This window comes from Serratia sp. FDAARGOS_506, assembly GCF_003812745.1.
In the GTDB taxonomy this organism is placed as follows: Bacteria; Pseudomonadota; Gammaproteobacteria; order Enterobacterales; family Enterobacteriaceae; genus Serratia.
The window spans coordinates 769,382-783,412 of the sequence record NZ_CP033831.1 but is presented as its reverse complement, the minus strand read 5'-3'; the positions used below and the strand labels follow the sequence as shown (position 1 = coordinate 783,412).

Sequence of the window (14,031 nt, the reverse complement as noted above, 5' to 3'; positions counted from 1 at the left end):
TTTTTTATTTAAAACGCGGGTGGTTCGCTTTCACTGCGCCATTGAATGGCCGTCGGCGTTGTTCCCAGATCAAATGGCTTGTGGTCTAACGCCCGATTAAGAATGCGGGCCGATCGCCACGCCATCAGGCTCAACTGAGGATCGGCAATGCCGTGATTGTGCATGCTGGCGTTCATGGCAAACAAGCAGTTCTCCGCCGGGCCTTCCCACTCAAAGGTAAAGTCTGGGGAGATGCGGTATTCGCCATCTGCAGTGGTCAGCAAGCGGTGGGCCAAAGGCTCAAGGAACTCTGGCGTGGCCGCCTGATAACCGGTGGCAAAGATCACCACGTCCGCCTTGAAGGCTTCTTCGCCGTGATCGAGATGATGACGCGTTTCGAGTTGGTAGGCGTTATCCAATGTGTGTTTCACGGCCGTCAGCGAACGGCTGGGCAGCAGGCGCACCCATAATTTCTCGCGCAGGACGTCGAAACGATGGTACATAGCGCGGTAAATCGCCAGCAGCGACTCACTGGTGATACCGTCTGAGGTCATTTTCTGTTCGGCCAGCATATGCCTTTTGGCCGCACTATCCAGCGAGTAAAAGCTCTCGACGTAATCGGGCGTGAAGTATTCGTTGGCAAAGGCCGCTTCATCAAGCGCGTTGTAGTTGTTGCGACGCGATATCCAGTCAAGCTGCTCCGGTTGCCCCCATTCCCCTTTAAAAATATTCAGGAACAGGTCTGCGCCGCTCTGGCCGCCGCCGACGATCGCCACGCGTTTGCCGGTCAGATCGGGGTTGCGCAGCATCATTTCACTGGCATGGAAACAGCGATCGCTTTGCACCGTCACGCAATCAGGCAACTTTATTTTCTTGCCAATACCGATGCTTACGTGCCTGGCGTGAAACACTTTATGTGAGGTGGTCACCACGAACTGGCGCTGCCGATCGTCGAACTCGACTCGTTGAACGTCTTGATTGAACGCCAACGAGTTCATCCCGCCGGCGGCCCAGGTGAGGTAATCGGCGAACTCTTCACGCGATGCGGTGCGCTGTTCCGTCGTCAGAAAACGATAGAACTTTCTGTTTTTTACCAGATAGTTGAGGAAACTGTAGCGATTGGTGGGAGCAACCGCACTCACCAGATCCTTTAAAAAGTTGGTCTGCATGCTGCAATCCGCCAGGATCATTCCTGGGTGCCAGGAGAAATGAGGTTTGCGCTCCAGGAATTGCCCGGTAAATCCCTCTATTTCACTCCCTAAGGCCGCCAGGCTAAGATTAGACGGGCCAAGGCCAATGCCGATGATATCCAAACGCTGATTCATTAATAAGCTCCAGTATAATGAGAATAATACCCAGAAATACGGCTGCAGATAGGGTGGCTTATAGCAACCAGGCTGCTTTTTTTATAAGTAAGCTTCACGAATTAAATTAAATGTATACGGGCAGAAAATACCGCATTTTTAAATGCCCGTTTAGAATTCGTTAGCGCATCAGGTAAAGGCTACGGGCGTATTTCTTTCCATGAAAATCCCTTTGAAAGCTTGCATGTGGTTTTAATGAATATTCCTAAGTAAAAATCCGGTATTTTTGAATAATCACGCCATGAAAACGGTTATCCGGAGCGGCTACCCACCGCATGGGGTGCTCATCTGTTTTTCTGGTGATATGTGCCAGCCTGCGTTCGTTTTGCATTTCCGGGATCGGGTGTTCGTTGCTTAGAATAACCTTAAAATAGGCGCTGAGAAGGTGAAATAACGTGATATTAGAAGGCAGGCGCTTTTGGAAAAGATGAAATCGAAAGTGAAATTATGAAATCGGCTAATTTATTTATTTTTTGTTAATTTATTCAAATGGTTATATGGTTTTATGCAGGAGAGGTTAAACCCGTTTCTCGGGGCGGCCGCACGTTTCCCATTGTTGTTACCGTTCATCACCGTAAGATTTTACCCCCAGTGGCATAAAGCGATGTACGCGGATTGTTCGCTTTAACTCGCTGGTTTACCGTTTGTTGAATTTGCGCGGGACTGAGTTTGTCAGGAAAAGAAGGTTTTTTGAGCTGGGTTTGAAAGATTCTGGCCGCGACGGCGAAGTGAACAAGCCCTATCCGGCAATCAGTTCGGTGGACGTTCACCGCCACGACAACAAAAATACCGCCGTTAATTCGGCACCTTTCTACACTTCAGCCAGTGCGAAACCGTTGCCGGATCACAGGAATGAATAGGATTGCATTTTAAAAGTCGAAATGCTCATGGTGGCGGTAGAAATCAGTCGAGGATCAGCGTCTCATTCAACACCTCACGCAGCAAAAGCACATTGAAGCTCGTGCTATGCTGCCAGCGCTAAAATCTCATGTAATCCAGGAAATGCCATAATCCCTTCATTATTACGAGATACGCGATGATGTAATTGAGTCTCTTTTTTATTATCAGTACGTCAACTTATCTGTAAATAATTAATTTTATTGTTCCGATATATTTGCTCGCGGCATTCCGTTAACTCCCTTCTGGTCAGAAGAGTGTCATTATATAGTACCCGATGCCGACAAATTTGCCCTGGGCAGGGCAATGCATTGTCCAAAGTCATGCTGGGATACTCCACTTTTTGACTGCCGGTTTTGCAGAAAAAGCTGAACTTTTGCACGGTGGTTGGCGGCTGAGAAATATTCTAATAATGCAGACGTTGTTTTATCTATCAGAACCTGTACGGTCAGGTAGCGTGAATCCTAAAAAGGAAAAAACGCCTTTTGGGCGGTTTTTCTAAATAGGGCGATCGGACTCGGAAAACTGGCGCTTGCGCCGCGTTGAACAACGCTTTAGCGCTGGCCCGCAGGGTGAGGCCTTTGGGCCGAATAATCGAACGCAGTTCGATGACGAGTCCTGTCCCTGAAAAGCAAAAACCCAGCCATAGGCTGGGTTCTCTGAATATGGTGCCCGGACTCGGACAACTGGCGCTTGCGCCGCGTTGAACAGCGCTTTAGCGCTGGCCCGCAGGGTGAGGCCTTTGGGCCGAATAATCGAACGCAGTTCGATGAAGAGTCCTGTCCTTGAAAAGCAAAAACCCAGCCATAGGCTGGGTTCTCTGAATATGGTGCCCGGACTCGGACAACTGGCGCTTGCGCCGCGTTGAACAGCGCTTTAGCGCTGGCCCGCAGGGTGAGGCCTTTGGGCCGAATAATCGAACGCAGTTCGATGAAGAGTCCTGTCCCTGAAAAGCAAAAACCCAGCCATAGGCTGGGTTTTCTGAATATGGTGCCCGGACTCGGAATCGAACCAAGGACACGGGGATTTTCAATCCCCTGCTCTACCGACTGAGCTATCCGGGCAACGGGGCGCATTAAACCGTATTGGCCGGGTGGCGTCAATCGCTTTCTGTCACAAAGCCGATCGGTTGCTCTATTTTCAGGCAGCGAGCTCGGCGGGGTAGCGGGAAGAGGGATATTGGCATTCAATAAATATGCATATAAAACGTGTATTTATACCAGCATCAAGATGAGTTTCTATGATATTATTTATTAAATAACAATAAGTTATTTCTTGATTAATGAACGCTAAATCAAGGCGATTCTTGCTTGAACCCCACAACGAATCATGCAATCATTGCGCAAATTTTAGCACTCTCCGTTCCCTGACGGTGTTCCCGCTTCTTATAAGTCAGAGGGTTATTGGCATGACTGGTTTTGTTGCTCAAGCGCTGCTGCGCACCAGACATCTGACGCCGCCACCGTTCCGCCGTTGCCTCCTTCGCACGTCAGCCGCCCGAATACGCCTGCCGGCCATGCGGTAAGGCCGCCTGATGCTCGCTGTTAGGCATGCGTAAAGCCAGCGCTGCGGCCCTGATTTTACTGATGCCTGTCGGACGCTGCCAAGACCAGTTCTCCCGATAGCCGCCTGATGATCCCCGATCATGAGCCGGTCACGCACGCCGCTTATGCTGCCGTGCCCGGGTATCGCTTTTACCGGGATAACCGCGTTATCTCATTACCGTGCCGGTGGCACACCCTCATCCTTCACCGTTTGAGAGTCAGCATGATGAAAGAATTGAAAATCGCGACCAGCGCCAGCCTGGTCGCCACCATTGAGACGCTGCGCCAGATCGTGCGCGTAGAGCAGACGGACTACACCGACGTGGCGGCGGTGGTGGTGTCGGTCGCCGACGTGAACGCCGGCATTCTGGCGCGCTTGCAGGCGACGGGGTTCGACATTCCGACCTTCGTGGCGGTGGAAGGGGACGAGCATCTGTCCCCGGACTATCTGCCGTTTGTCAGTGGGGTTTTCGCGCTGCTGGCCGGCGCCAGCAAGCCGTTCTATATGGCGCAGCTGGAGGCCGCCGCCGACGCCTACGAGCAGGCGCTGCTGCCGCCGTTCTTCAAAACGCTGAAGACCTACGTCGAGATGGAAAATTCGACCTTCGCCTGCCCGGGGCATCAGGGCGGCGAGTTCTTCCGTAAACACCCGGCCGGCCGGCAGTTCTTCGATTTCTACGGTGAGACCCTGTTTCGTTCCGACATGTGCAACGCCGACGTCAAGCTGGGCGATCTGCTGATCCACGAAGGCTCGGCCAAGGATGCGCAAAAGCACGCGGCGCGGGTGTTCAACGCCGATAAAACCTACTTCGTGCTCAACGGCACCTCGGCGGCCAACAAGGTGGTGACCAACGCGCTGCTGACCCGTGGCGATCTGGTGCTGTTCGATCGCAACAACCATAAATCCAACCACCACGGGGCGCTGATTCAGGCCGGTGCCACGCCGGTGTATCTGGAAACCGCCCGCAACCCGTTCGGCTTTATCGGCGGCGTCGATGCGCACTGCTTCGACGAGCGCTACCTGCGCGAGCAGATCCGCGAAGTGGCGCCGGAGAAAGCCTCGGCGGCGCGGCCGTTCCGGCTGGCGATCATTCAGCTTGGTACTTACGACGGCACGATTTACAACGCTCGCCAAGTGATCGACACCATCGGCCACCTGTGCGACTACATCCTGTTCGACTCCGCCTGGGTGGGTTACGAAGGTTTTATTCCGATGCTGAAAGAATGCTCGCCACTGCTGCTGGAGCTGGACGAACACGATCCGGGCATTTTCGTCACCCAGTCGGTGCATAAACAGCAGGCGGGGTTCTCGCAGACCTCGCAGATCCACAAGAAAGACGACCATATCAAAGGGCAAAAGCGCCACTGCAACCACAAGCACCTGAACAACGCGTTCATGCTGCATGCGTCGACCAGCCCGTTCTATCCGCTGTTCGCCGCGCTGGACGTCAACGCCAAGATGCACGCCGGCCCCGCCGGGCGCCGCATGTGGATGGACTGCGTCAAATTGGGCATCGAGACTCGCAAACAGTTGCTCAAGCGCTGCTCGCAGCTGAGGCCGTTTATTCCGCAGCAGGTGGCGGGCAAAGATTGGCAGGATCACGATACTGACCTTATCGCCAACGACGCGCGCTTCTTCACCTTCGTGCCGGGGGAAACGTGGCACGGTTTCGAAGGTTATGCCCAGGATCAGTATTTGGTGGATCCGTGCAAGCTGCTGCTGACCACGCCGGGCATCGACGCCGCGACCGGCCAATACACGGAGTTCGGCGTGCCGGCCACCATTCTGGCCAACTTCCTGCGCGAGAACGGCATCGTGCCGGAGAAGTGCGATCTCAACTCGATCCTGTTCCTGCTGACCCCGGCGGAAAACCCGGCCAAGATGGAGCAACTGGTGGAGATGCTGGTGCAGTTCGAGCGCTATGTTGAAGAGGACGCGCCGCTGAGCGTGGTGCTGCCGACGGTGTACCGCAAGAACGAGCAGCGCTACCGCGGCTACAGCATTCGCCGGCTGTGCCAGGAGATGCACGATCTGTACGTCAGCTTCGACGTCAAACAGCTGCAAAAGGAAATGTTCCGTCAGGAGCATTTCCCGCCGGTGGTGATGAATCCGCAGGACGCCAACGTGGAGTTTATCCGCGATAACGTCGAGCTGGTGCCTATTGGCCAGGCGGAAGGGCGCATCGCGGCGGAGGGGGCCTTGCCGTACCCGCCGGGCGTGCTGTGCGTGGTGCCGGGCGAAGTGTGGGGCGGCGCGGTGCAGCGCTATTTCCTGGCGCTGGAAGAGGGCATCAACCGCCTGCCGGGCTTCTCGCCGGAGCTGCAGGGGGTCTACATCGAGAAAAAAGATCACGGCTGGAAGCGCATCTTCGGCTATATGATCAAGTCATAAAAAAAGGGCCGGTTCGCACCGGCCCTTCTTCTCTCCACGCGGGAAGCGCTACTTCCTGCGGTAGCTCTTCTGCGCGGTATTCACTTTCACCAGATAGCGGCGGGACTCGGCGGCCGGGTGCTTGGTGGTCAGCGTTTGGTACACGTCGCCAGGCTGCATGCTGTTGATGATGCCCACCGCGCGCGTTCTGTCGCTGGAGAACACCCGCAGCACGCTGCCGGCACCGCCGTTGTAAGCGGTGATCACCGCATAGCGGCGTGAGGTCGGATTCTGAATGCCGCCCAGGTAGTTGTTCTGCAGGATCGCCAGATAGGCGGTGCCGGTGTCGATGTTGTTCTCCGGATCGAACAGGTAGCTGCGGCTCGGGGTGCCCCATTTGCCGCGCATCTGGAACACATCCTTACCGGCGGTGTGCTGCACCACCTGCATCAGGCCCAGCGCGTCCGAACCGCTCACCGCATACGGGTTGAAGCTCGATTCGGTCTGCATGATCGCCAGGATCAGCGACTCATCCACGCCGTATTTTTCCGACGCCTTGCGCACCATCGGCAGGTATTTGTGCGCACGTTTGTCCAGGTGGTTCGGCACCAGCTGGATGGTGACCGAGTAGATCACGTGCAGGCCGGAGGTGCGTTTTTGCAGCTTGGTCTGCAGCAGGTAATCGGCGAAGTGCGCCGCGCGCCATTCCCAGCGGATCGGTGCGCCCTTGTTATCCAGCACCTGGCCGTACAGGAACGGCTCTTTGCTGATCTGGATATCGTTGGCATCGGAATAGAGATCGATGGAACCCGGATCGTCACCCATCAGCAGCGTGCTGATGATCGCCTGGCGCAGGTGCGCGGCCGGATCGGTGGTGGCGATGGTCTCGATGGTAATGGCGCCGGTGTCGAAGTTGATATGGCTGCGGGTTTGGTATTGGTCGGTATATTTGACGTAGTCTTTTGGCCCCGCGATCAGAACTTCGTTCAGACCCCAGATGTTCTCGATGTTGTGGGCGAATTGGCCCATCAGAATGTCGAAGCCGTTGGTATCTTTAATCCAGGCTTCGTTGATTTCTTCACTTTTTTTGCCGGAACAGGAGATCAGCAAAGGCGCTATTACGAGCAAAGCTAAAATTTTCTTCATCTTAAAGCCGTTTGGAAGAAGTATAAGAGGGTTGAAGCGGGCCAGCGCCTGGCCCCAACAGCGTTATTCGCTCGGCGGCGTATAGCCTTCGATGTGCACGTCGTGCCCTTCGAACAGGAACTTGATCATTTCCTCTTCCAGCAGCTTGCGGTCATCCACGTTCATCATGTTCAGCTTCTTCTCGTTGATCAGCATGGTCTGCTTCTTCATCCACTCGCCCCAGGCTTCCTTGGAGATCTCGTTGTAGATGCGTTTGCCGACGTCGCCGGGATAAAGCTGGAAGTCCTGGCCTTCGGCGTCGCGCTGCAGGAAAGTACAAAAAATGGTGCGGCTCATGCTAATTCCTCATCGATGGCGCTATCGCCATATAAGTTTTGTTGGATCGGGGGCTGCTTCGCCAGCTGTTGCAACAGGCGATCCACCGGCGCTGCCAGCCCGACCGACGGCGGCTGCGCTAAGTTATACCAGAGACCTGTGCCCTCATCCATGCCGCTGCCCGCGGCATCGAGCGACAGCCACATCGGCACGATATCGAGGTGGAAATGGCTGAACGTGTGGCGAAACGCGGTCAGCTGCTCCAGGCGCTTGCCTTTCAGACCGCGCTGCTGCAGCCAGAGTTCCAAATCCACGCGCGCGCTGAACTGCGGGAAGCAGAACAGGCCACCCCACAGGCCCACCGCCGGGCGTTGCTCCAGCCACACGCGGTCGCCATGCTGCAGCAATAAGAAGTAGGCGGTTTTTTCCGGCAGGGTCTGCTTGGGTTTCTTGCCTGGGTAGTTGGCCCAACTGTGGTTGGCGTAAGACAGGCAGCCAACGTTGAGCGGGCAGAGTTCGCACTTGGGTTTTGAGCGGGTGCAGACCATCGCGCCCAGATCCATCATCGCCTGGTTAAACTGGCCGACGCCCTGCGCCGGGGTGACCTCTTCGCTGATTTTCCACAGTCGGTTTTCGACTTCTTTCTTGCCTGGCCAGCCTTCCACCGCGTAGCAGCGGGCCAGCACGCGCTTCACGTTGCCGTCGAGGATAGGATAGTGTTGGCCCAGCGCCAACGACAGCACTGCGCCGGCGGTGGAGCGGCCAACGCCCGGTAAATCGGCGATTTCTGCGAAGGTTGTCGGGAACTCGCCGCCGTGCTGTGCGACAATGGTTTGCGCCGCCTTGTGCAGGTTGCGGGCGCGGGCGTAATAGCCGAGGCCGGTCCACAGATGCAGCACTTCGTCCAGCGGGGCCTCCGCCAGCGCGCGCACGTTGGGAAAACGGGCCATAAAGCGCTGAAAATAAGGAATGACGGTGGCAACCTGGGTTTGTTGCAACATCACCTCGGAGAGCCATACTTGATAGGCGGTTTTTTCCAGCTGCCACGGCAGGGTCTTGCGGCCGTAGCGCTGGTACCAGTCAAGCACCACCTGTGCGAATTGTTGTGCTTGCATCATGAGCAGCGTCGTTATCCGGCAGAAAATGAAGCGAGATTGCAGCATAGAGTCATGGTGCTGTAAACCGGAACTTTCCGACGCCGCACGGCGGGTACAGAAGATGAACACTTGCTAAACCAATGTATCTTTGCATAATGCGCGTTTCCCTAATTGGCAGCCAAACAGACAGAAAGCACTATGATTAATGACGTCATCTCCCCGGAATTTGATGAGAACGGCCGCGCGATGCGCCGTATCCGCAGTTTTGTCCGCCGCCAGGGGCGGCTGACCAAAGGCCAGCAGCACGCGCTGGAGAACTATTGGCCGGTGATGGGCGTGGAGTATCAGGCTGAAGCTGTCGATCTCGCTGCGCTGTTCGGCCGCGATGCGCCGACGGTGCTGGAGATCGGTTTTGGCATGGGCGCCTCGCTGGTGACCATGGCGGGCAACAACCCGCAGCAGAACTTTTTAGGGATCGAAGTGCACTCGCCGGGCGTGGGCGCCTGCCTGGCCGACGCCCACGAGGCGAAGCTGAGCAACCTGCGCGTGATGTGCCACGACGCGGTTGAGGTGCTGGAAAACATGATCCCGGACGGCTCGCTGGACATGGTGCAGCTGTTCTTCCCCGATCCGTGGCACAAGGCGCGCCACAACAAGCGCCGCATCGTGCAAACGCCGTTTGTCGAACTGGTGCTGCGCAAGCTGAAGACCGGCGGCGTCTTCCACATGGCCACCGATTGGCAACCTTATGCGGAACATATGTTAGAGGTTATGAACGGGGTCGCAGGCTACCGTAATCTTTCCAGCGATAATGATTACGTGCCGCGTCCGGATTCGCGCCCACTGACGAAGTTTGAATTACGCGGCCAGCGCCTGGGACATGGCGTTTGGGACTTGATGTTTGAGAGGAAAGAATAATGGCTAAGAACCGCAGTCGTCGTTTACGTAAAAAGTTGCACATTGAAGAATTTCAGGAGCTGGGTTTCTCCGTAGCCTGGCGCTTCGCCGAAGGCACGTCGGTGGAAGACATCGACAGCACGCTGGATACCTTCATCGATGAAGTGATCGAGCCGAACGGCCTGGCGTTTGACGGCAGCGGCTACCTGCAGTGGGAAGGTCTGATCTGCCTGCAGAAGATCGGCCACTGCACCGACGAGCAGCGCGAGCTGGTGAAAAACTGGCTGGAAGCGCGCAAACTGACCGATGTTAAGGTCAGCGATCTGTTCGATATCTGGTGGGATTGATCGCGCTTGCCCGATGAGCGCGGCTTCGCGCCGCGCCGTTTTATTGATCTAAGGTGCCTTAACGGCGCCTTTGTTTTGCCCGGAGTGTGACCGAGGTGGTAACAACATTGGATAACGCGTTGCTGGAGGAGATCCTGCAACAGGTGCGCCCGCTGATTGGCCAGGGGAAAGTGGCCGACTACATCCCGGCGTTGGCGGAAGTGCCTGCCGATCGGCTGGCGATCGCCGTCTGCACGGTGGACGGCGAACTGTTCCAGGCCGGCGACGCCGCGGAGCGCTTCTCCATTCAGTCGATCTCCAAAGTGCTGAGCCTGACGCTGGCGCTGACGCGCTATCAGGAGCCTGAGATCTGGCGGCGCGTCGGCAAAGAGCCCTCCGGCCTGCCGTTCAACTCGCTGCTGCAGCTGGAGATGGAGCAGGGTAAACCGCGCAATCCGTTTATCAACCCCGGCGCGCTGGTGGTGTGCGACATGCTGCAAACCCGGCTCAGCGCCCCCAAACAGCGCATGCTGGAGGTGGTGCGCCAGCTGGCCGGCGAAGACGACCTGGCCTATGACCTGCGGGTGGCGCGCTCCGAGTTCGAACACTCCGATCGCAATGCGGCCATCGCCTATCTGATGAAGTCGTTCGGCAACTTCGAAAACGACGTGATCACCGTGCTGCAAACCTATTTCCACTACTGCGCGCTGCGCATGAGCTGCGTGGAGCTGGCGCGCAGCTTCGTCTATCTGGCCAATCACGGGCGCGATCTCAACGGCGAAGCGGTGATCAGCCCGCTGCAGGCTCGGCAGATCAACGCCCTGATGATGACCTGCGGCATGTACGACGGCGCCGGCGAATTCGCCTATCGGGTGGGGATGCCGGGCAAGTCCGGCGTGGGCGGCGGTATCGTGGCCATCGTGCCGGACGAGCTGTCGATCGTCGTCTGGTCGCCGGAGCTGGATGCTTCCGGTAACTCGCTGGCGGGAACTGCGGCACTGGAACTGTTGTCTCAACGTATCGGTCGTTCGATTTTTTAATCCCAATCTGGATGGGAGTCAGGAGAAGCTATGTTGAAGAAAACCGGGTTAGCCTTACTGCTGCTGGCGGCGACTGTCGCACAGGCCCACGCCGAGTACCAATGCAGCGTTAAACCCCAGGATGATGTGATCATCAGCCCGCAGAGCGTGCAGGTGAAAGGCGCCAGCGGCGACCTGCAAATTTCGCCGGATGGCGACGTGATCCGCAACGGCCAGGCGCTGAGCCTGAGCGACAGCCAGCGGCAGAAAGCCTTCAGTTACCAGAGCGCGCTGCGTAAGCAGCTGCCGTGGATCGACGACGGCGCGCAGAAGCATCTGGAGAAAGCGCGCGCGGCGTTGGATAAGGTGATCGTCAAAGAGTTGGGCAGCAACAGCAACGTGCGCAACCGGCTGACCACCCTGAACGGCCAGCTGAAACAGCAGATGAACCGCATCATCGAACACCGCAGCGACGGCCTGACCTTCCACCATAAGGCGATCGACCAGGTGGAGCAGGACGGCCGCAATATCGTGCAGCAGAGCATGGGCGGCGTGCTGCAGGACAGCCTGAACGAGATGGGCGTTAAACAGGCCGCCAACAGCGGCGGCAACCCGCTGCAGGCGATCATGGGCAACCTGGGCGGCTTGCAGAAGGCGATCCAGAACGAATGGAACAACCAGGAGCAGGACTTCCAGAACTTCGGGCACGACGTGTGCAACCGCGTCACCGCACTGGAAACCCAGCGCAAGGATCTGCTGAAGGCGTTGAAATGATTTAAGAACCCTCTCGGTAGTATGTTTTTTGACCTCCTGAAGCTTATCTGACAGACTGGTCAAACTACGTACAGATTTATGGATGTTTACGGAGGACGCTATGAGCCATACACGTTACGAAACCGATGTTGTTGCCTGGGCAAATGAACAGGCCGCTCTTTTGCGCTCCGGAAAATTGTCTGAGATCGATATTGAAAAGATCGCCGAGGAGATTGAGGATGTGGGGAAGAGCGAGCAAAGGGAACTTGCTAGCCGGATGACGGTGCTGATTGCACATTTGCTTAAATGGAAATATCAGCCGGCCAGGCGCGGAACCAGCTGGGAAAGAACGATTAAAGCGCAGCGCAAAGAGGTGCTTTACGGCTTGAAAGAGTCGCCCAGTCTAAAAGGTAAACTGAGCGATGCCGATTGGCTGGATGTCGTCTGGTCGAAGGCCGTTGCGCTCGCCACGGCCGAAACCGGGCTGGATGTGTATCCGGAAAACGGCATCTGGGAAACTCAGCAGATTCTGTCTCAGACGTTTTACCCGGATTAACACTAATAAAAAAGCGCTGATCATTCAGCGCTTTTTTTTACTCGTCGTCCGCCAGGAACAGTTCCAGCAGCGAGTTGAGGAACAGTTTGCCCTTCTCGGTGATCTGCCAATGCTCCGCGGTTTCTTCCAGATAGCCTTTGGCCAGCGCTTCGTCCAACTGCGGACGAATGACGTTTTCCGCCAGCCCGGTGTAGTTGACGAAGTCGGCGCGCGGCGCGGCTTCCAGCAGGCGGAAGCGGTTCATGAAGAATTCGAACGGCCGATCCGCCACCACCACCTCATGCTGCTTGTCCATGTAGTCGCCGCGCATAAAGCCGCGCGGGTGCTTGGTCTTGGCGGTGCGCAGGATGCGTCCGTCGCTGAAGGTCACCTTGCCGTGCGCGCCGCAGCCGATCCCCAGATAGTCGCCGAAGCGCCAGTAGTTGAGGTTGTGCTGGCATTGATAGCCCGGCTTGGCGTAGGCCGAGGTTTCATACTGCTGATAGCCGGCGGCGCTCAGCAGCTGGTGGCCGCGCTCAAAGATGTCCCACAGCGCATCGTCGTCCGGCAAGACCGGCGGGCGTGAGCTGAACAGGGTGTTCGGTTCGATGGTCAGCTGATACCACGACAGGTGCGGCGGATTGAGGGCGATAGCCTGGCGCAGATCGTCCAACGCTTCTTCCAGCGACTGATCCGGCAGGCCGTGCATCAGATCGAGGTTGAAGCTGCGCAGGCCGAGGCCGGTCGCCAGCGTCGCTGCCCGTTTGGCCTCTTCCGGGCCGTGGATGCGCCCCAGACGGTTCAGCTTCTCGGCGTTGAAGCTTTGCACCCCGATGGAGATGCGGTTGACGCCGGCGCGCTGGTAGCCGCTGAAGCGATCGGCCTCCACGGTGCCGGGGTTGGCCTCCATGGTGATTTCGGCGTCGTCTGCGACGCGAATGCGCGCCCGCACGCCGTCCAGCAAGGCTTGCATCGCCTCGGCGCTCAGCAGGCTGGGGGTGCCGCCGCCGATGAAGATGGTGCTTATCTCCCGGCCGCCGGCCAGCGGCAGGTCAGCATCCAGATCCGCCAACAGATGATCGACGTACTCCTGATGCGGCACGTCACCCTTCAGCGCATGGGAGTTGAAGTCGCAGTACGGGCATTTCTGCACGCACCATGGGATGTGGATATAGAGACTCAGCGGGGGCAGCTTAAGCATTGCGCATGGCTTCCAACATCAGCTTCAGCGCTTTGCCGCGGTGCGAAATCGCCCGCTTCTCGTCGCGGCTCAGCTCGGCGGCGGTGCGGCCCAGCTCCGGCACGTAGAAGACCGGATCGTAACCGAAGCCGCCTTCGCCGGCGGCTTGCTCGGTGATCTCACCGGCCCAGCTGCCGTGGAACACCAGCGGCGTCGGATCTTCCGCATGGCGCAGATAGACCAGCACGCAGTGGAATTGCGCGCCGCGCCGGCCCGGCGCTACGCCTTTCAGCGCCGCCAGCAGCTTATCGAGGTTCTGCCGATCGTCGGCGTCTTCACCGGCATAGCGTGCGGAGTAGATGCCCGGCGCGCCGCCCAGCGCGTCTACCGCCAGACCGGAATCGTCGGCGATCGCCGGCAGGCCGGTGACCTGCGCCGCATGGCGCGCTTTCAGAATGGCGTTCTCGATAAACGTCAGGCCAGTTTCTTCGGCGGATTCCACGCCCAGATCGGTTTGCGCGACCACGTCCAGGCCGAAATCGGCCAACAGGTCGGCGAGTTCGCGCACTTTGCCCGGGTTACCGGTGGCAAGAACGACTTTTTGCATA

12 protein-coding genes and 1 tRNA gene are annotated in these 14,031 nt (G+C 57.4%); 6 read left to right on the top strand and 7 right to left on the bottom strand.

All coding sequences use genetic code 11. From position 1 onward, the window contains the following. Positions 1-8 precede the first annotated feature (8 nt). Together EGY12_RS03980 and EGY12_RS03975 are read right to left on the bottom strand one after the other, a co-directional pair. Positions 9-1,304 carry a lysine N(6)-hydroxylase/L-ornithine N(5)-oxygenase family protein gene (locus EGY12_RS03980; RefSeq protein ID WP_123892642.1) on the bottom strand — a complete coding sequence of 432 codons (1,296 nt, stop codon included), beginning with the start codon at positions 1,302-1,304 and terminating at the stop codon, positions 9-11. 1,924 nt (positions 1,305-3,228) lie between these two features. Then, positions 3,229-3,304: transfer RNA gene (locus tag EGY12_RS03975), tRNA-Phe, on the bottom strand. Positions 3,305-4,010: 706 nt separating this feature from the next. On the opposite strand from EGY12_RS03975, the gene speF reads away from it, so the two are divergent. Continuing rightward, positions 4,011-6,176, top strand: a complete 2,166-nt coding sequence (gene speF / locus EGY12_RS03970; protein ID WP_123895554.1) for an ornithine decarboxylase SpeF — start codon at positions 4,011-4,013, stop codon at positions 6,174-6,176. A 48-nt stretch (positions 6,177-6,224) separates the two neighbouring features. Here speF and mltC read toward each other — a convergent pair whose 3' ends face one another. From mltC to mutY, 3 genes are all read right to left on the bottom strand, one after another. Then, complete coding sequence (mltC, locus tag EGY12_RS03965) at positions 6,225-7,301, bottom strand: membrane-bound lytic murein transglycosylase MltC (protein ID WP_123892641.1); 1,077 nt, start codon at positions 7,299-7,301, stop codon at positions 6,225-6,227. A 63-nt stretch (positions 7,302-7,364) separates the two neighbouring features. Continuing rightward, positions 7,365-7,637 (bottom strand): oxidative damage protection protein, encoded by a 273-nt coding sequence (locus tag EGY12_RS03960; RefSeq protein ID WP_004937404.1) that lies wholly within the window; start codon positions 7,635-7,637, stop codon positions 7,365-7,367. Next, positions 7,634-8,734 carry an A/G-specific adenine glycosylase gene (mutY, locus tag EGY12_RS03955; protein ID WP_253722928.1) on the bottom strand — a complete coding sequence of 367 codons (1,101 nt, stop codon included), beginning with the start codon at positions 8,732-8,734 and terminating at the stop codon, positions 7,634-7,636. The genes EGY12_RS03960 and mutY overlap by 4 nt, the downstream gene beginning before the upstream one ends. A 177-nt stretch (positions 8,735-8,911) precedes the next feature. Between mutY and trmB the strand changes: the two genes are divergently transcribed. The 5 genes from trmB (at position 8,912) to EGY12_RS03930 (ending at position 12,264) form a co-directional block, all read left to right on the top strand. Next, positions 8,912-9,631, top strand: a complete 720-nt coding sequence (trmB, locus tag EGY12_RS03950) for a tRNA (guanosine(46)-N7)-methyltransferase TrmB (protein WP_048234670.1) — start codon at positions 8,912-8,914, stop codon at positions 9,629-9,631. Then, entirely contained in the window at positions 9,631-9,957 is a 327-nt protein-coding gene (locus EGY12_RS03945; RefSeq protein WP_019456098.1) for a YggL family protein, read from the top strand. The genes trmB and EGY12_RS03945 overlap by 1 nt, the downstream gene beginning before the upstream one ends. A 95-nt stretch (positions 9,958-10,052) precedes the next feature. After that, positions 10,053-10,976: a glutaminase B gene (glsB, locus tag EGY12_RS03940; RefSeq protein ID WP_123892639.1), complete on the top strand. Its 924-nt coding sequence runs from the start codon at positions 10,053-10,055 to the stop codon at positions 10,974-10,976. Positions 10,977-11,006: 30 nt separating this feature from the next. Next, a complete protein-coding gene (locus EGY12_RS03935) occupies positions 11,007-11,729 on the top strand; it encodes a DUF2884 domain-containing protein (protein WP_123892638.1) in 723 nt (240 codons plus the stop codon). Between the two features lie 100 nt (positions 11,730-11,829). Continuing rightward, positions 11,830-12,264, top strand: a complete 435-nt coding sequence (locus tag EGY12_RS03930; protein ID WP_123892637.1) for a DUF29 domain-containing protein — start codon at positions 11,830-11,832, stop codon at positions 12,262-12,264. 37 nt (positions 12,265-12,301) lie between these two features. Here the strand turns inward: EGY12_RS03930 and hemW are convergent, their stop codons facing one another. Beyond that, positions 12,302-13,444 carry a radical SAM family heme chaperone HemW gene (gene hemW, locus EGY12_RS03925; protein ID WP_123892636.1) on the bottom strand — a complete coding sequence of 381 codons (1,143 nt, stop codon included), beginning with the start codon at positions 13,442-13,444 and terminating at the stop codon, positions 12,302-12,304. Then, positions 13,437-14,030 (bottom strand): XTP/dITP diphosphatase, encoded by a 594-nt coding sequence (locus EGY12_RS03920; RefSeq protein WP_038879287.1) that lies wholly within the window; start codon positions 14,028-14,030, stop codon positions 13,437-13,439. Before EGY12_RS03920 ends, hemW begins: the two co-directional genes overlap by 8 nt. Position 14,031 lies beyond the last annotated feature (1 nt).

Bases quoted from the DNA above. Each gene is read 5' to 3' on its own strand.
- EGY12_RS03980 (WP_123892642.1), bottom strand. From the start codon at position 1,304: ATGAATCAGCGTTTGGATATCATCGGCATTGGCCTTGGCCCGTCTAAT.
- speF (WP_123895554.1), top strand. From the start codon at position 4,011: ATGAAAGAATTGAAAATCGCGACCAGCGCCAGCCTGGTCGCCACCATT.
- mltC (WP_123892641.1), bottom strand. From the start codon at position 7,301: ATGAAGAAAATTTTAGCTTTGCTCGTAATAGCGCCTTTGCTGATCTCC.
- EGY12_RS03960 (WP_004937404.1), bottom strand. From the start codon at position 7,637: ATGAGCCGCACCATTTTTTGTACTTTCCTGCAGCGCGACGCCGAAGGC.
- mutY (WP_253722928.1), bottom strand. From the start codon at position 8,734: ATGATGCAAGCACAACAATTCGCACAGGTGGTGCTTGACTGGTACCAG.
- trmB (WP_048234670.1), top strand. From the start codon at position 8,912: ATGATTAATGACGTCATCTCCCCGGAATTTGATGAGAACGGCCGCGCG.
- EGY12_RS03945 (WP_019456098.1), top strand. From the start codon at position 9,631: ATGGCTAAGAACCGCAGTCGTCGTTTACGTAAAAAGTTGCACATTGAA.
- EGY12_RS03935 (WP_123892638.1), top strand. From the start codon at position 11,007: ATGTTGAAGAAAACCGGGTTAGCCTTACTGCTGCTGGCGGCGACTGTC.
- EGY12_RS03930 (WP_123892637.1), top strand. From the start codon at position 11,830: ATGAGCCATACACGTTACGAAACCGATGTTGTTGCCTGGGCAAATGAA.
- hemW (WP_123892636.1), bottom strand. From the start codon at position 13,444: ATGCTTAAGCTGCCCCCGCTGAGTCTCTATATCCACATCCCATGGTGC.
- EGY12_RS03920 (WP_038879287.1), bottom strand. From the start codon at position 14,030: ATGCAAAAAGTCGTTCTTGCCACCGGTAACCCGGGCAAAGTGCGCGAA.